This window comes from Ruegeria sp. G5 (assembly GCF_056533365.1).
The window spans coordinates 22,610-38,040 of record NZ_JBQFOK010000006.1; the positions used below are offsets into that span (position 1 = coordinate 22,610).

15 protein-coding genes are annotated in these 15,431 nt (G+C 57.1%); 8 read left to right on the forward strand and 7 right to left on the reverse strand.

The features are described from left to right. Positions 1–12: 12 nt before the first annotated feature. From pdxA to lptG, 4 genes are read right to left on the reverse strand one after another with little or no spacing between them, the layout of a single operon-like run. On the reverse strand, positions 13–978 hold the full coding sequence (gene pdxA, locus ACR0BD_RS11975) for a 4-hydroxythreonine-4-phosphate dehydrogenase PdxA (RefSeq protein WP_480830710.1): 966 nt from the start codon (positions 976–978) through the stop codon (positions 13–15). Continuing rightward, entirely contained in the window at positions 975–2,225 is a 1,251-nt protein-coding gene (locus ACR0BD_RS11980; protein ID WP_480830712.1) for a peptidylprolyl isomerase, read from the reverse strand. The genes pdxA and ACR0BD_RS11980 overlap by 4 nt, the downstream gene beginning before the upstream one ends. Continuing rightward, positions 2,216–4,378 carry an LPS-assembly protein LptD gene (locus ACR0BD_RS11985; protein ID WP_480830714.1) on the reverse strand — a complete coding sequence of 721 codons (2,163 nt, stop codon included), beginning with the start codon at positions 4,376–4,378 and terminating at the stop codon, positions 2,216–2,218. The genes ACR0BD_RS11980 and ACR0BD_RS11985 overlap by 10 nt, the downstream gene beginning before the upstream one ends. Beyond that, entirely contained in the window at positions 4,378–5,478 is a 1,101-nt protein-coding gene (gene lptG / locus ACR0BD_RS11990) for an LPS export ABC transporter permease LptG (RefSeq protein WP_480830715.1), read from the reverse strand. The genes ACR0BD_RS11985 and lptG overlap by 1 nt, the downstream gene beginning before the upstream one ends. Before the next feature lie 239 nt (positions 5,479–5,717). Between lptG and ACR0BD_RS11995 the strand changes: the two genes are divergently transcribed. From ACR0BD_RS11995 to ACR0BD_RS12005, 3 genes are read left to right on the forward strand one after another with little or no spacing between them, the layout of a single operon-like run. Beyond that, positions 5,718–7,184 (forward strand): leucyl aminopeptidase, encoded by a 1,467-nt coding sequence (locus ACR0BD_RS11995; protein ID WP_480830717.1) that lies wholly within the window; start codon positions 5,718–5,720, stop codon positions 7,182–7,184. 4 nt (positions 7,185–7,188) lie between these two features. Beyond that, complete coding sequence (locus ACR0BD_RS12000) at positions 7,189–7,647, forward strand: DNA polymerase III subunit chi (protein ID WP_480830719.1); 459 nt, start codon at positions 7,189–7,191, stop codon at positions 7,645–7,647. Positions 7,648–7,684: 37 nt separating this feature from the next. Beyond that, positions 7,685–8,731: an aldo/keto reductase gene (locus tag ACR0BD_RS12005; RefSeq protein WP_480830721.1), complete on the forward strand. Its 1,047-nt coding sequence runs from the start codon at positions 7,685–7,687 to the stop codon at positions 8,729–8,731. Between the two features lie 69 nt (positions 8,732–8,800). On the opposite strand, the gene ACR0BD_RS12010 is transcribed toward ACR0BD_RS12005, so the two are convergent. Next, positions 8,801–9,787 carry a GlxA family transcriptional regulator gene (locus ACR0BD_RS12010; RefSeq protein ID WP_480830723.1) on the reverse strand — a complete coding sequence of 329 codons (987 nt, stop codon included), beginning with the start codon at positions 9,785–9,787 and terminating at the stop codon, positions 8,801–8,803. 132 nt (positions 9,788–9,919) lie between these two features. Between ACR0BD_RS12010 and bcoG the strand changes: the two genes are divergently transcribed. The 3 genes from bcoG to ACR0BD_RS12025 are packed head-to-tail and all read left to right on the forward strand — an operon-like array spanning position 9,920 to position 13,122. After that, positions 9,920–10,837, forward strand: a complete 918-nt coding sequence (bcoG, locus tag ACR0BD_RS12015; RefSeq protein WP_480830725.1) for a 3-dehydrocarnitine:acetyl-CoA trimethylamine transferase BcoG — start codon at positions 9,920–9,922, stop codon at positions 10,835–10,837. A 48-nt stretch (positions 10,838–10,885) separates the two neighbouring features. Next, entirely contained in the window at positions 10,886–12,367 is a 1,482-nt protein-coding gene (locus tag ACR0BD_RS12020) for a carnitine 3-dehydrogenase (protein ID WP_480830727.1), read from the forward strand. Further along, positions 12,364–13,122, forward strand: coding sequence for an SDR family oxidoreductase (locus tag ACR0BD_RS12025; protein ID WP_480830731.1), 759 nt, complete (start codon positions 12,364–12,366; stop codon positions 13,120–13,122). Before ACR0BD_RS12020 ends, ACR0BD_RS12025 begins: the two co-directional genes overlap by 4 nt. On the opposite strand, the gene ACR0BD_RS12030 is transcribed toward ACR0BD_RS12025, so the two are convergent. Together ACR0BD_RS12030 and ACR0BD_RS12035 are read right to left on the reverse strand one after the other, a co-directional pair. Further along, positions 13,123–13,305 carry a hypothetical protein gene (locus tag ACR0BD_RS12030; protein WP_480693808.1) on the reverse strand — a complete coding sequence of 61 codons (183 nt, stop codon included), beginning with the start codon at positions 13,303–13,305 and terminating at the stop codon, positions 13,123–13,125. Positions 13,306–13,376: 71 nt separating this feature from the next. Next, on the reverse strand, positions 13,377–14,237 hold the full coding sequence (locus tag ACR0BD_RS12035; RefSeq protein ID WP_480830733.1) for a helix-turn-helix domain-containing protein: 861 nt from the start codon (positions 14,235–14,237) through the stop codon (positions 13,377–13,379). 107 nt (positions 14,238–14,344) lie between these two features. Here ACR0BD_RS12035 and ACR0BD_RS12040 point away from each other — a divergent pair, with 107 nt between their 5' ends. Both ACR0BD_RS12040 and ACR0BD_RS12045 read left to right on the forward strand, forming a co-directional pair. After that, on the forward strand, positions 14,345–14,548 hold the full coding sequence (locus tag ACR0BD_RS12040) for a DUF2061 domain-containing protein (protein ID WP_480830736.1): 204 nt from the start codon (positions 14,345–14,347) through the stop codon (positions 14,546–14,548). After that, positions 14,541–15,419 (forward strand): fatty acid desaturase, encoded by an 879-nt coding sequence (locus ACR0BD_RS12045; RefSeq protein WP_480830737.1) that lies wholly within the window; start codon positions 14,541–14,543, stop codon positions 15,417–15,419. Before ACR0BD_RS12040 ends, ACR0BD_RS12045 begins: the two co-directional genes overlap by 8 nt. Positions 15,420–15,431 lie beyond the last annotated feature (12 nt).

Consider the following 15,431-nt stretch of genomic DNA (forward strand, 5'->3'; position numbering starts at 1 on the left):
CCAGGTGAAGGATCAAGGGCTTTTTGCCATACGTTGGGCCAACTTCAGGGCCTCAATCAGGCTTGTCGGGTTGGCTACGCCTTTGCCAGCGATGTCCAGTGCCGTTCCGTGGTCGGGCGATGTTCGGATGAACGGAAGGCCCAGTGTGACGTTTACACCTCTGTCGAAATCCAGTGTTTTGATCGGGATCAGTGCCTGATCGTGATACATCGCAATCGCTGCATCGTACCGAGCGCGCGCGGCTGCATGAAAAAGTGTGTCTGCAGGATGAGGGCCGGTAACAGAGTAGGTTTCGGTTGGCAGGCTTGAGATGAGTGGGCCAATCCAGTCCAATTCTTCATGACCCATTTTACCGCCTTCGCCAGCATGTGGGTTCAAGCCCGCAACAGCGATACGGGGATGCGCAATTCCAAACTGCGCGCGCAAGCCTTCGGCGGTAATAGAGATCGTTTCGCGAAGAAGGTCAGGGGTTAGCTCGGCCGTTACCCGGGATAGCGGGATATGGATTGTGGTAGGCACGACGCGCAATTGGTCACTGGCCAGCATCATTACGACACGGCTACGCCCCGCCAGCGCCGCCAAAAACTCGGTATGTCCGGGATAGGCAAAGCCTGCGCCGTCAATTAGCGCCTTTTTGTGAATAGGTGCTGTGCAAATGGCCGATGCTTGGTCTGCTTTGACCAGCGCCACTGCCCGTTCGATCGACTCGATCACGTAGGGAGCGTTTGTCGGGGAAGGCTCACCCGGCGTGTTTTCTACGGGGAAATCCAGTTGGAGAACCGGCAAGGCTTCGGAGGAAACCTGAACGGCTTGCTCCGGGTCGTGGATCTTTTGGTATGGCGTGCCTGATGGCAGATGACGTGCGTCACCGATGTAGAAAAACGGGCAGCTCGACTGCAGATTTGCCCATGCTTTCGCGGCTATCTCAGGGCCAATTCCAGCCGGGTCGCCACAGCTGAGCGCGATTGGGGTTGTCATTGCTCGATAATTATCGCGTCCGCGCGCAGCTGTTCCAAAAGGCTGTCCGCAAACGCTTGCAAGCGCTGTTGCGTCAGGGCGTTGGCTACGTCCACGCGCGATGTTTCTTCGCCGCGGTCCAAAGTGCGGGTGCACAGCATCAGGAACCGCAGGGTCTGACCATTGTTTCCTGTCAGGTTGGTCGAAACTTCGTTCAGGTCCAGTTTCGCCAATTCCAGCGCAACGTCGCGGGGGATTTCTGCCGGTGCCGCCTCAATCCGCTGCAAAACTTCTTCGGGTTGGTCTTTGGCGAGGCCATACAGGTCATCGCAATTGTCGATTTCTTCGCGCAGCTTGGCTGCTCGGGCGAGGGTTTCAGCGCTGCGACCGCCGGGCAAGTTGTAGATTGCATAGTCGATCTTGGAATAGGTTGGTGTGCCAGATGCGATTTCGCGCAGGCCCCTAAGCTGGAACAAGGCCACAGCGTTAGGGAGCGTGATCGGTTGTGTCACGTCACCATTTTTAAGGCCGAGAATCACGGGCTGCAGAGCGGGGGGCAAGTCGGTGATGTTCAGCCAATCCAACCGCCCGCCGTTGTTTCTGGTTCCAGCCGCAGAATACTGGGTCGCGGCAGCGGAAAAAGCATCAAATCCTTCGACCTGTGAAATCTCTTCGGCCAGCTGGTTTACTTGCGCTACAGTCTGCGGATTGACCGGTATGATGACTTCGGACAAAAGCACTTGAAGACCGCCGCCGCCTGCCTGACCGAGGGCTCGGTTAACCTCATCCTCAGACGGGCGAGCCTGAGACAGGAAACGTGCCGAAATAAAATCACGCCAAGACAATTGGTCGGCGACAAAATCGCGGACAGTCTCACGCGAAACGCCTGCCTCGGCCAGCAAATTCAGAAACTCCTCCGTTTCTAAGCGGCCGCGCGACGCGAATTCATCAATGCCTAGCTGAATGTTTTCGGGGCTGATCGAAATTCCAGCCTCTCGCATGACTTGCTTGCGCAGGCGGTCATCAATCAGGGCTTGCCGAACTTCTTCATCGGATGAGCCGGGCGCGCCCAATACGCTGAGGAACTGCTGGCGTTGTTCCAGCTCGTACCAGGTGACGATGTCCTGATTAACCTTGATAGCTGGCGAAAAGAGGCCCTGCGCATCTGCAGGAATTGCACCAAGGCTCAGCGCCATGGCCAACACGGGTGCTGCCGCTTTGCACAGGCAGGAACGAGCGAGACTGGAGAAACCTGAAATCAACTGCATCTTCTCTTGAACTGTTGGCCGCCACCTTCAACGGAGTAACCCGTCAGAGCTACGGTAAACCCGAATTCTGTCGAAGGCTCAATAGTAGTCGACGAAGTAAAGCGTCTGCTGACGGTCATGTTAACCTGTACACATTCGTTTTGATATGTCACGCCAAGCCCGTAACGGATGGGTTCGGATTCGCTCAGATCATATCGTGCAAGGGCGCGGGTCATCCAGTTTTGATCTACACGGTATCGCCCGTCCAGCCGAATTTCCGAAATCTCATCATCGGCATTTTCGTCCGGATCAGGTTCCTGCCAGATATAGCTGCCTGCGACACCGGCTGAACTTTGTTGCCACGCGGCCCGCATTTCGGCCTTGGCAAAACTGAAATCTCCGTTCACTAACCCGCGTCCTGCCAGTGACCAGCCGTTTGCTGTTTGTAATTGTCCCGCCAGCAGCAGATCAGACGTCGTACCCTGCAAGCCAGATGTTAGGTTGAATTCGGGGTCGGCATCGGCTCGAAACACCTGTCCGACAGTTGCCAGTGCCCTCCAACCATTAGCACCGTAGCGCGCCCAGTTGACGCCGATGACACCTGTGGCGCCGTCCTCACGGCGATCCGGTGCCGGGAAACGGGACAATGACAGCAGGTTCCCTTGGTCGAACTCCTGAAAGGTACTTTCGTCGATAGGAACGTCATTCGTGGACACCTGGGTCCAACCGACCTGTGCTATTGGTTCCAGAACTTGCGTCGCACCAGACTGTTCACGCCGCGTCATGGGATACCGCAACGTTAGAGCGGCGCGAGGTGTTGTTCGGGTGACCTGATCCGCAAAGTTGCTATCGTGCCGAATATTGAACGTATCAACAGCGGCCCCTAATCGAGCGTCAGCGCGTACCCCTGACGTAAAGATCCAACTGCGCAGCCATTCGGCATCAAATGTTGCGCGAGCCACGTCGCGACCTAAGACATCTTCGTCCGAGGTTCTTTCATGCGCGTGCGTCACAAATCCAAGCCGAACTTCGCCGCCGACAGATGTGGGGAAAAGCCGTTTTTGATAGTTGAGGTCAAAAACACGGGACGGAATCTCATCCTGTTCTTCGCTGTCCCTAAGGGTTTTATAGTGGATAAAACTGGTTCGAAATGCAGTGTCGCGCTGTATCCTTTCCAAGGCGACTTCGCTCCGCAGACGGTCGAAATCCGGCAGGCCATAATCTGCAAGATAAGCATCATCAGATGTTGTCTTGATGTCGAAGGTGAACCGGTAGCCGTCGTTTAGGTTGAAGAAGCCATCCGCAAAGAAATATCCACGATCCTCTCCGGGTTGCAAATCGTCCCGCGTGTGTGCGCCCAGCAACTGGATGCGGCCACGTTTGAACGCTTGGCGATACCGGTAGCCCAGAGTTTTCGTCCTGGACGAAACATAAGGTGTCAGCGTCAGATCTCGGTGGTCGCCGAGTTTGAAGAAGTAGGGAACCTGAAGGCCGGTTCCCAATTGCGACGTCGTGCGTAGAGAAGGGACAAGGAATCCGGTCGCCCTGTCCAGTGTGGGGTCGGGCAGGCGCAGGTACGGGAAATAGAAAACCGGTAGATCCAAAATCCGAAATTGCGCACCTTCAAAGTACAATTGCCGTTCCAACTGGTCGTGTGTGACCTTGCGGGCCCGGATTTGCCAAAGAGGGGGCTTGCCATTCGCGCAGACGTGGCAGGATGTGGCGGAAACTTTGTTGAACTGGGTGTAGCGGCCCCCGGCACGTTTGGCCTGAACCGAGGCGACCTGCACCTGCTGTTCGAACACCATTCTGGCTCCGATCAGCAGCCCGTTCTGAAGCCCGCTGTCCAGCTCTGCGGAATCTGCCAGTAGGGTGGTCGCGCCACCCTGATCAAGGCGGACTGGCCCATCCAGCGTCAGCTGCCCGGAATCTCGGTCATAGGTTATGCGGTCTGCCGTTATTTTAACGTCGCCCTGAAAGGCTTCGACGTTACCTTCGGCAACCAAAACGCGTTCAGGGGTAATGAAAATTTTGTCGGCGACAAGCAGGGCCGGCTGTTCTTCTTGCGCGGTGTCTTGGGTTGAGTCCAATCCTGGTTGGGATTGCGCCGACGTTGCCATTGGCAAGCCCAGACCCACAGCCGCAGATAGAAACAGGCTTGAAAGCAAACGCATCAGCCGTCCTCCGCGTGCAACAACAGACCCAATGACAAAAGGATGGCGGCAAAAGGAGGCGCCCAGGCCGCGACGAAGATAGGCAATTGTCCGTTTTCTCCCAGGATTTGGGCAAAGTTGCGTACAAAGTAGATGGCAAAGCCAAGCAAAACGGCCGACAAAACCGCAATCCCGGTGCCTCCGAAACGAACGTGGCGCATGGTGAAGGCCGCGCCAATCAGAACCATCGAGGCAAGGAAGAACGGTCGCGCCAATTGCACCTGAAGCCACACTTCGTACTGCTTAGTCGAAAACCCGGCATCTCTCAAATCACGTATTAACTCGGGCAGATCATAGACCGACACTGATCCCTGCTGCCCCAGCGTGTCCAGAATACGTTGACGGGTCAAAGAGGTTGGGACCTCAAGCACGTCATGTTCGGCTGCACTGCTTTCGGGGTTCGTGTCGGCGGCCAGTGACCAGACCTTGGCGTTTGTTAAAACCCATTTCCCGGGGGCCAGTTCCGCGTTGTCAGCAAGGACTTGTTGTACGGGGTTGCCAGCCTGCGCAAAGGTTGTGATTGTTACCTGATTAAGTTTCAGCGCTTCGCCATTTGTCGTGCCGCGCGCATGAATCACCGACTGGCCGTTCTCGGAGGCCTGACGTAGCCAGAGCCCTTCGCTGCTGATCGAAAAGGCTGACCTGCCGTTGTTGCGGTAAGAATCCGACAACCGACTGTATACCTCGGAGGTCGCCGCGGCGATTGGGTTCAGGATTGCAACCGCTGCGGCCCCAATCAGCAAAGCCAAAGCTACCGGTGCCAGCAAGGCCCGAATGCCTGATCGACCTATGGCCCGTGTCACCACCAGCTCTGAACTGCGGGCCAGTCCCACGAACAAGGCTATGGTCGACAAGATCACCAGCAGAGGCAGCATCTCACTGATCGCGGCGGGCGTGTTCAGTAGCGTGAGGTGTAGAAGCCGACCAAAGGATAGATTCTCATCATCAAACCTGCGGACTTGCTCAATCAGGTCGATCAGAATCAGAAGGGTCAGAAAAATACTGCCGATCAGTAGAAAACTTTGGATGAACCGTCGGGCAAAATAGCGATCCAGGATCACAGCTTTTCCCCCGTTACGGCTTGAAATGTTGAGAACCAAGATGGGCCCGACGTAGAGTCGTAAACCGCGCTCGCTCGCGACGGCTTATGCCTGCCCTGTCTTGCCACTTCTTTTTCTCCCCCGAACCTGCCGGAATTTTTTCTGAACTGTACTGCAATTGGCGGTCGGGGAAAACTGCTATCTGGTCAAGCCGCCCGACGCGGGCTAGGTCTTGGGGAACAGTTTTTGAGGAGTTCGCAATGAGCAGTCTTATCCCTATCCAGTTTCAGCCTTTTGACGCAGACCAGATGGCGCAGGCTGAAGGCCACGTAGTGGTCATCATCCCCGATGACGGCAAAATGGGACCGGCTGCCCGGCGCGCTAACCGACTGACACGTGGGGCCGTCGCGCGGCTGGTTGAAAGCGAAAGGTTCGCCAAAGCCAAAACAGGTGATGTGATTTCTCTGGCATGGCCTGCGGGAATGGCTGCGGTCGCATTGAATATCCTCGTCCTGCCGCGCCGTCCAGCCGAGGATGAGGCGCGTAAGGCCGGTGTCGCACTTGCCAAAGTTGCCGGAGGTAAGCCGCTGTTGGTCATGGCTGCCAATCAAGCCAAGTCCGAACATCTGGCGATGGGGATTGCACTGCGCAGTTATGATTTCGACGTTCACAAAACCAAAGACTCAGAAGATGCGGCGCCGGTGACAATCGCGCATCAGAAACCCGACGAGGTCGAAGCGGCCTTTGCGCCGCTATATGCGATCGCTGACGGTGTTCGGATGACGCGCGACCTGACCAATGAACCGGCCAATGTTTTGACGACCACCGAGTTTGCCGACCGCCTGTCCGAGATGCAGTCACTGGGGCTTGAGGTCGAAGTACTGGAAGAAGACCAGTTGGCCGAACTGGGTATGCGCACATTGCTAAGCGTTGGTCAGGGCTCGGTCAGCCCATCCAAGGTCGTGGTTATGCAGTGGAAGGGCGGTGACAAGGACGATGCGCCGCTGGCGTTGATTGGCAAAGGTGTCGTGTTTGATACCGGGGGTATTTCGCTCAAACCAGCCGGTGGCATGGAAGACATGACAATGGACATGGGCGGCGCTGGCGTCGTTGCAGGCACCATGCGAGCACTGGCCAAACGCGAAGCCAAGGCCAATGTTGTCGGATTGGTCGGTCTGGTCGAGAACATGCCCTCGGGCAATGCCACCCGTCCGGGGGATGTGGTCAAGTCGATGAAGGGCGATACGGTCGAGATTATCAACACGGATGCCGAAGGGCGTTTGGTTCTGTGTGATGTCCTGTGGTACGCGCAGGAACGGTTCAAACCCGTGGGCATGATTGATCTGGCGACACTGACCGGCGCGATCATTATCGGGCTGGGGCATGAGAATGCCGGTGTGTTTTCGAACAATGACACGTTCTGCAACGCGTTCCTCAAGGCGGCCGCAGCCGAAGATGAGGGTGCGTGGCGGATGCCCCTGGGCAAAGCCTATGATGATCTGTTGAAATCGCGCATTGCAGACATGAAGAATGTCGGTGGCCGCCCGGCGGGTTCGATAACTGCCGCACAGTTTCTGCAACGTTTCGTGAAAGAAGACACCCCCTGGATCCACCTGGACATTGCCGGGGTGGCTTCGGTCGCGTCTGAGACGACCTATGCGCCCAAGGGGGCCACGGGTTGGGGTGTCCGCGCGCTGAGCCGGTTGGTGCAGGACAACTTCGAGTAATCGCATGGGCGCCGTCTATTTCTATCACCTGACGCGTCAGCCGCTGGAGCGCACATTGCCTGTGCTGCTGGAAAAGGCGCGGCAAGCAGGGTGGAAGATTGCCGTGCGTGGTACTGATCCTGCACGGATGGATTGGCTGGATGAAAAACTGTGGTTGGGACCCGACGAAGGGTTCCTGCCGCACGGACGTGCCGGTGGTACCCATGACCGGGCCCAGCCGATCTTGCTAACGACCGGACCAGAGGCCACCAACGACCCGGCCTGCGTCATGGCCGTAGACGGAGCCGCCGTCGCAGCCGAAGAGGTCACGGCTCTTGAACGGGTCTGTATCTTGTTCGACGGCAATGATGAGCAAGCAGTTCAACACGCGCGCGGGCAGTGGAAAGACCTGACGTCCGCGGGTTGCTCGGCGCAGTACTGGTCCGAGGAATCGGGCCGGTGGGAAAAGAAGGCCGAGGCTTGAGGTCTGGCATCAAAAGAAATTCTCAGGAGATCGACAGATGGAATTGAAGCCCTTGGGCCGCACCGGCATGATGGTGACGGATCTGTGTCTTGGCACCATGACTTTTGGGTCGCAAACCTCTGAGGCAGACGCGCATCGGCAAATGGACATGGCGTTGGATGCGGGGATCAACTTTGTTGATGCGGCCGAGATGTACCCCGTAAACCCAATCGCGAAGGAGACGATCGGACGGACCGAGGCGTATCTGGGCAATTGGAATGCCGCAAACCCGGCGCGTCGATCGGGGTATATTCTTGCGACCAAACATTCGGGTGCGGGCATGTCGCATGTTCGAGATGGTGCCCCGATTACGGCCGCTTCAATTCCCGGGGCAATCGAAGGTTCGCTGCGGCGGTTGCAAACGGACTGCATTGATCTGTACCAGTTCCACTGGCCAAATCGCGGAAGTTACATGTTTCGCCAGAACTGGAGCTATGCGCCCAGCGGGCACAACACTGCTGAGGTGCTGGAGAACATGTCGGAATGCCTTGCGGTTCTTCAAGTCCAGGTCGAAAAGGGCAATATCCGATCCTTTGGTCTGTCAAACGAAAGTGCCTGGGGTACCGCGCAGTGGTTACGCATCGCCGAGGAACAGGGTGCGCCTAGGGTCGCGTCGATCCAGAATGAATACTCGCTGATGTGTCGCCACTTTGATACGGATATGGCCGAGCTAAGCGTTCATGAGGATGTGGGCCTGTTGGCCTTTTCCCCCTTGGCGGCTGGGTTTTTGACCGGAAAGTATCAAGGCGGGGCGGTGCCCGAAGGCTCGCGTATGTCCCTGGTTCCCGACGTTGGTGGGCGTCGGGGCGAACGCGCGTTCGAAGCCGTTGCAGCCTACCTCGCGATTGCTGAGCGGCACGGATTGGACCCTGTACACATGGCGCTTGCCTGGTGCCGGACGCGGCCTTTCATGACCAGCGCGATTTTTGGGGCCACTAAAGTGGAGCAACTTGAGCGGATCTTGGATGGCAAGGATGTCCAGCTGTCTTCTGAGGTGCTGTCCGATATTTCCGAGGCGCACCGCGCGCATCCGCTGCCGTTTTAGGGGGCGCTGCCCCCGCCGCGCTGCGCGCGACTCCCCCGGGATATTTAGGGCCAGATGAAGCGGATCCCGTCAGTGATGGGTGGGGAAGGTCCGCTCTTGCCTGAGGTCGCGGGCAGACAGGCCGTGAGCCGTACGAAAGGCGCGCGCAAAACTGGATTGCGAGGCAAAGCCCGTGGCAAGGGCTATATCCATCAGCGGCATCTCAGTGTCGGTGACCAGTCGGCGCGCTTCGGCCAGTCTGAGCTGCAGGTAATGATCCTGAGGCGTCGTGTTCAACCGCAGTCGGAATTGTTGCTGCAGAGTGCGAGGGCTTGTGTGCAGCGTCGCCGCGATGTCCGCCAAGGGCAGGGGGTCGTCCAAAGAGGCTTGCATCAGTGCATTTGCCTTTGCAGTCAATGCGGTATGGCGGTGCGGTGCGCCGGTGCGGCTTTGTGGTTTTGTGGGCTCCGGCGCCCCGTCGTACAAAAACAAACCGGACACACGTGCGGCAAAGCCGGCACCGTGGCGAGCCGCTATTATGTGCAACATCATCTCGACCGCGGGGATCGCTCCGCCGGATGTCAGCCGGTTGTGTGAGACAGTAAAGCGGTCGGGGCGCACGTCTACATCCGGGAACCGCGAGGCGAAACTGTCGAGGTCTTCCCAATGCGTGGTTGCCGCATGACCATCCAGAAGCCCTGCTTCGGCCAAGAGCCAGGGGCCGCCGTCGATACCTGCCAGAGCGGCACCGGTACCTGCAATGCGACGCAGCCCGGCCAGCAAACTTGGTGTCGCATGGCGTGCCAACTGGAAACCCGCGACGACAATCAGAAGGTCGCAGGATTGCAGTCGCGCAAGCGGTATACCGGGTACCTGCAAGGCGCTAGTCAGCGTTGCAGGTTCCGGCGTTGCCGTAACATAGTCCCAGTCAAAAGCGGGGCGGTCGGCCAGACGGTTTGCCGCGCGCATCGGGTCAACGGCCGACGCAAAGCTGAGCGTGTTGCATTCGTCCAGCACCAGCACTGCCGTTTTCAGGGCGCGATGTTCTGGTTGCAGTATGTTTTTTGCGGATTGCATCAAGTTCGATTCGCATTCTGACAAGTGTTTCTACAAGGCTGCGTCAGAGTCGGGTTGGAACGCAAATCGGAATCCTGGGACAAGCCTGGGGAAAACTCTGGTTAAATCACGGTATATCTTGGGGAGAACGCTATGCCGCTGGAAATGAACCGCGAAGTCTTTATCACCTGTGCCGTCACGGGCTCGGGGGGAACACAAGATCGCAGCCCGCACGTGCCGCGATCGCCGCAGCAGATTGCAGACAGTGCGATCGCGGCCGCCAAGGCTGGTGCCGCCGTTGTTCATTGTCATGTGCGCGATCCCGAAACCGGTGCGCCAAGCCGTCGTCTGGATTTGTACCGCGAGGTGACCGATCGCATTCGGGATGCAGACGTGGATGTGGTGCTGAACCTGACCGCTGGGATGGGCGGAGACATCGTGTTCGGCGGTGTGGAAAGCCCGTTTCCGGTCAATGAGGCCGCGACCGATATGATCGGCGCGTCCGAGCGCGTTGCGCATATTGCCGAATGTCTGCCCGAGATCTGCACCCTGGACTGCGGCACCATGAACTTTGCCGAAGCTGACTATGTGATGACCAATACCCCCGGTGCGCTGCGGGCGATGGGGCAGATGATGACGGATATGGGTGTGAAGCCCGAGATTGAAGCTTTTGATACCGGTCATCTGTGGTTTGCCAAGCAACTGGTGAAAGAGGGGATTCTTGAGCCGAACGCTTTGGTTCAGCTATGTATGGGGGTTCCGTGGGGTGCACCAGATGATCTGAATACGTTCATAGCAATGGTGAACAACGTGCCCGAGGATTGGACGTTTAGCGCGTTTTCCTTGGGACGAAACCAGATGGCCTATGTGGCGGCCACTGTGCTTGCGGGCGGCAACGTGCGTGTAGGGTTGGAGGACAATCTGTGGCTGGACAAGGGTGTTCTGGCCGAGAACTGGCAGTTGGTCGAGCGTGCGGGAACCATCATTGAAAATATGGGCGCGAAGGTAATTGGGCCTGCTGAGGTGCGTAAGAAGCTTGGTTTGACCAAACGCGCGCCGGTGGCGAAATAAGTTCAGATTGGGGGCCAGCCCCCAAACCCCCGGGATATTTTTAGCCAGATGAAGAGGCGGATCGACGTGAAAACAGCGGCAATCATTGGTGGTGGTGTGATCGGCGGCGGTTGGGCCGCGCGGTTTTTGCTGAACGGGTGGGACGTTCGGGTTTTTGACCCTGATCCTGAAGCTGAGCGCAAGATTGGGGAGGTTCTGGACAATGCGCGGCGGTCGCTGCCGGGGCTGAGTGATGTGCCGTTGCCACCCGAGGGTTCTCTGAGTTTCCATGAAGATATGGCCGAGGCTGTGCAGGGCGCGGAGTGGATTCAGGAAAGTGTGCCCGAGCGGTTGGATCTGAAGTTGAAGGTTTACAAGGGGTTGCAGGAGGCGTGTGATCCGGGCGCGATTATTGGCTCGTCGACCAGCGGGTTCAAACCGTCGGAACTGCAAGACGGCGCGTTGCGACCCGAACAGATCGTGGTGACGCATCCGTTCAACCCGGTTTACCTGCTGCCTCTGATCGAATTGGTACCGACCGATAAGAACCCGCCGGAAATGGTCGAACGTGCGCAAGAGCTGTTGAAATCCGTCGGTTTCTTTCCACTGCACATCAAAAAAGAGATCGACGCACATATTGCGGACCGCTTTCTTGAGGCCGTCTGGCGCGAGGCGCTTTGGCTGGTCAAGGACGGCATCGCCACCACCGAAGAGGTTGATGAGGCCATTCGCATGGGCTTTGGTATCCGCTGGGCGCAGATGGGGTTGTTCGAAACCTACCGCGTGGCCGGGGGCGAAGCTGGGATGCGACATTTCATGGCGCAGTTTGGTCCGGCACTGAAATGGCCGTGGACCAAGCTGATGGATGTGCCCGAATTTACCGATGAACTGGTCGATCTGATCGCGGATCAGTCCGATGCGCAGTCAGGCATGCATTCGATCCGCGAACTGGAGCGTATCCGCGACAACAATCTTGTTGGCATGATGCGGGCGCTAAAGGCGCAGAACTATGGCGCAGGTGCGGTATTGAACCAACACGATGCGCTCTTGAAGCCGGGTGCGCTGCCTACGTTGGATCAGGCAGACTTGACACAACCGATCCTCACTTTGTCGCGTGCCGTGCCGCTGGACTGGACCGACTATAACGGCCACATGAACGAGGCGCGTTATCTGGAAGCCTTTGCCGCCGCCACTGACCGGTTCATGGAAATCATCGGCTGTGACGCGGATTACATTGCCTCGGGTGGCAGCTATTTCACCGCAGAAAACCATATCCGTTACGTGGATGAGGTTCACGCCGGTGCAAAGATCCAAGTACGTACGCAGATGTTGTTGGGGCAGGGTAAAAAACTACATGTGTTCCACAGCATGTATGAGGGTGACAAACTGCTGGCCACGGGCGAGAGCTTTTTGCTGCATGTCAGCCTGGAATCCCGTCGTCCCAGCGCGCCTTCGCCCGAGATCGAAGCCGCAATGGCCCGGATCGCGCAAGCGCAGGCAGGATTGCCCTATCCAGAAGGCGCAGGCGCTGCGATCCGCAAACCCACATGAAGAAACGTGCCCTGATTACGGCTGGCGCATCGGGTGTTGGGCTGGCAATGGCGCAGGCTTTTGATGCCGCCGGTTATGCAATTGTCGTGACGGATATTGACGAAAGTGCGCTGGCTGAATTGCCTGCGCATTGGACAAGCCACCTGGCCGATGTGGCTGACGAAAAAGACATGATCGCCGTTTTCCAAGACGTTAAGGAGAAGGGCGGCATTGACGTGCTGTGTGCAAATGCGGGTATTGCAGGCCCAACAAGCGCCATTGAAGACATGGATTTAGCGGCTTGGCGGTCCTGTGTCGCAGTCAACCTTGACGGGGCTTTCCTTGCCGCCAAGCACGCTGTTCCAATGATGAAAGCTGCGGGCTCTGGCAGCATCGTTCTTACATCTTCAACCGCTGGGCAGTATGGCTATCCGTACCGCGCGCCCTACGCTGCGGCGAAATGGGCCGTGATCGGCCTGATGAAAACCTTGGCCATGGAGCTTGGGCCGCATGGAATTCGGGCCAACGCAATTTGTCCTGGTGCGGTAGAGGGCCCAAGGATGGATGGCGTCTTACAACGTGAAGCCGATGCCAAAGGCATGACTCGCGATCAGGTCTATGCCGGCTACGCGTCCGGCACGTCTATGGGTCGCTTCGTCGAGGCGCATGACATCGCCAATATGGCCGTTTTTCTGGCCTCGGACTCGGCGCGTTTGGTCTCGGGGCAGGTGATCGCCGTGGACGGCCATACCGTGAACCCCGATCCGAAGCTCTGACTAGCCCTGATTTGGCCCGCGCATCTGCCGGATGCTTTGGCGGACCGCCTGCCAATCCTGCGCTTGTTGTACGTTTCCCGCGGCCTCGCATTCGCGCATCTTCTGCGCCGCTTCGGCCTCGGCCCGGTCGCCATGTGCCGAATACAAAGCGCGTGCATATTGAGCTGTTTGTAATGCGTCCATTCCTGTGCTCCTCCGTCTTTGGTCGGAATGCCCGAAAGTTCGCGCCAATTGACGATAGCACAGGATCAGAGTCAGCGCATCTTTTCCTGCAATCGTCTGAGGTAGCTTGAAAAATCCCGCGCCGCGACATCCGCCTCGCGCACCAAAGCGTCAAAATGCCGGGTAAAGGTTTCAACGCGGTCACGATCTCGGAACGCCATATAGTGGCTGCCTGCATAGAACACGCATAACAACGATCCAAATATCGTGACGGGGGCGGAATAGAGGCGTTTCGCGTCGAAAAGATAAATGCGCAATCGCGGGTATAGTTGATCGCACAGTGTAGTCAGATGGTTGATTTGGTCGTGTCGCGTATCGACATCCAACCCCTGATAGTAGCCGGTTGCATTGGCAAAGCTGTCGATTTCATAAAGCGGCATCGCGATCTCGTAGTCGGATTGGGCGCTACGCATCCATGTCAGCCGATCCTCTGAGGCGCCGATCGCCTGATCTGCAGTACGCCCCAGATGAGGAGCGTATTCCCACTCCAGCACCGCCCGGGTCTTTAGCATGTCCGGCAAAGTAGCTGGAACATAACGGATTTTGTAGCCGGCGGCCTCTTTGTGCCATTGAAAGATACGTTCGTCGACCAATGCGCGTGGGGCCTCTGTGATCGACATGGAACTTGCCAACAGTTCGGCGGCGCTTTCGGGTCGATCAGACAAGGACAACAACCAGTCTGCAGATACCCCCAAGGCGGCGGCGCAACTGCCAACAACATGCGCATTGGGCAATCTTGCACCTTCGTCAGTCAGCAGTTGAGACACGGTTGACCTGTCGACCCCGATATCGCGCGCTAACGCGCTTTGGCTTATGTGTTTGTCTTCCATCGCTCGGGCAAGACGTCGTCGAAACTGGGCCGCGCGATCTCGTTTGTCGATTTTTTCCGTCATGTGTTTTAATTTATCACATATGATGAATTTTGTTAATCATATTCAGAATTTTCAAACCAATCGCTGGTCCGTAATTCTTAAATCATAACAATAATATGGATAACGGAATGGAAACGCGACGCAGATCAGTCGTGAAAGCGGTGATGTGGAACGCCATGGGGCTTGCGGTGATGACCTTGGTCGGCCTGATAGCCACTGGCTCCGCCGCAATCGGTGGAACTCTGGCGGTTGTGAATACGGCCATCGGGCTAACCATGTACGTCATTTACGAACGTGTCTGGGCCCGGATTTCCTGGGGTCGCAATGTCTGAGCGTGTTGGACCCGAGTGGCGTACCTTCGCCCTGATATTGGCCTGCTACGCGGCGTGGGGTGTCGCGATCTTCTTATTGCCGGTTTGGATGTCGATCCCTTTCATGGGGATGGTCGCGGCATTGCACTCTTCCTTGACGCACGAAGCGTTGCATGGGCACCCGTTTCGGCAAAGATGGCTGAATGAGGCATTGATGGCTTTGCCTCTGACGTTGTTTATCCCTTACCAGCGGTTTCGCGATATGCATCTGGCCCACCATCGCGACGAAACCCTGACCGATCCCTATGACGACCCTGAGTCAAACTACATGGATCCAAAGGTCTGGGCCGGATTGCGAACCTGTCAAAAACGGATTTTGTCCGCCAATAACACCCTGCTTGGACGGATTGTTTTAGGGCCTGCGATCGGCCAGATCGCATTTATGCGTTCGGATGCGCGGCGACTGAAGGATCTGAGCGTTTTGCGCGCGTGGATGTTGCACATACTCGGCGTGATCGTTGTTTTGTGGATCGTATCCCTGTCGAGCATGCCCCTTTGGGCCTATATCTTGTCCGCTTACATCGGTCTGGGGCTAGTTAAAATTCGAACCTTCCTTGAACATCGTGCGCATTATGACCCACAGGCGCGCACTGTGATCATTGAAGACCAAAGTGTTCTGGCCTTTTTGTTCCTTAACAACAACTTGCACGTCGTCCATCACACGCATCCATCCGCGCCGTGGTACAGATTACCCGCGCTATATCGGTCTGGAAAAGAAGGCTATCTCAGCCAAAACGACGCTTACGTTTACCGCTCCTATGCCGATATTTTTCGGGCGTATTTCTGGCGTGCCAAGGATCCTGTATCGCACCCGCTCTGGCCAAGAGGTTGATTTGCGGTCACA

Excerpts from the sequence above, each read along its gene's own strand:
- bcoG (WP_480830725.1), top strand. The coding sequence starts at position 9,920 with ATGCCGCTGGAAATGAACCGCGAAGTCTTTATCACCTGTGCCGTCACG.
- ACR0BD_RS12045 (WP_480830737.1), top strand. The coding sequence starts at position 14,541 with ATGTCTGAGCGTGTTGGACCCGAGTGGCGTACCTTCGCCCTGATATTG.
- ACR0BD_RS11995 (WP_480830717.1), top strand. The coding sequence starts at position 5,718 with ATGAGCAGTCTTATCCCTATCCAGTTTCAGCCTTTTGACGCAGACCAG.
- ACR0BD_RS12035 (WP_480830733.1), bottom strand. The coding sequence starts at position 14,237 with ATGACGGAAAAAATCGACAAACGAGATCGCGCGGCCCAGTTTCGACGA.
- ACR0BD_RS12000 (WP_480830719.1), top strand. The coding sequence starts at position 7,189 with ATGGGCGCCGTCTATTTCTATCACCTGACGCGTCAGCCGCTGGAGCGC.
- ACR0BD_RS12005 (WP_480830721.1), top strand. The coding sequence starts at position 7,685 with ATGGAATTGAAGCCCTTGGGCCGCACCGGCATGATGGTGACGGATCTG.
- ACR0BD_RS12040 (WP_480830736.1), top strand. The coding sequence starts at position 14,345 with ATGGAAACGCGACGCAGATCAGTCGTGAAAGCGGTGATGTGGAACGCC.
- pdxA (WP_480830710.1), bottom strand. The coding sequence starts at position 978 with ATGACAACCCCAATCGCGCTCAGCTGTGGCGACCCGGCTGGAATTGGC.
- ACR0BD_RS12010 (WP_480830723.1), bottom strand. The coding sequence starts at position 9,787 with ATGCAATCCGCAAAAAACATACTGCAACCAGAACATCGCGCCCTGAAA.
- ACR0BD_RS12025 (WP_480830731.1), top strand. The coding sequence starts at position 12,364 with ATGAAGAAACGTGCCCTGATTACGGCTGGCGCATCGGGTGTTGGGCTG.
- ACR0BD_RS12020 (WP_480830727.1), top strand. The coding sequence starts at position 10,886 with ATGAAGAGGCGGATCGACGTGAAAACAGCGGCAATCATTGGTGGTGGT.
- ACR0BD_RS12030 (WP_480693808.1), bottom strand. The coding sequence starts at position 13,305 with ATGGACGCATTACAAACAGCTCAATATGCACGCGCTTTGTATTCGGCA.
- ACR0BD_RS11980 (WP_480830712.1), bottom strand. The coding sequence starts at position 2,225 with ATGCAGTTGATTTCAGGTTTCTCCAGTCTCGCTCGTTCCTGCCTGTGC.
- ACR0BD_RS11985 (WP_480830714.1), bottom strand. The coding sequence starts at position 4,378 with ATGCGTTTGCTTTCAAGCCTGTTTCTATCTGCGGCTGTGGGTCTGGGC.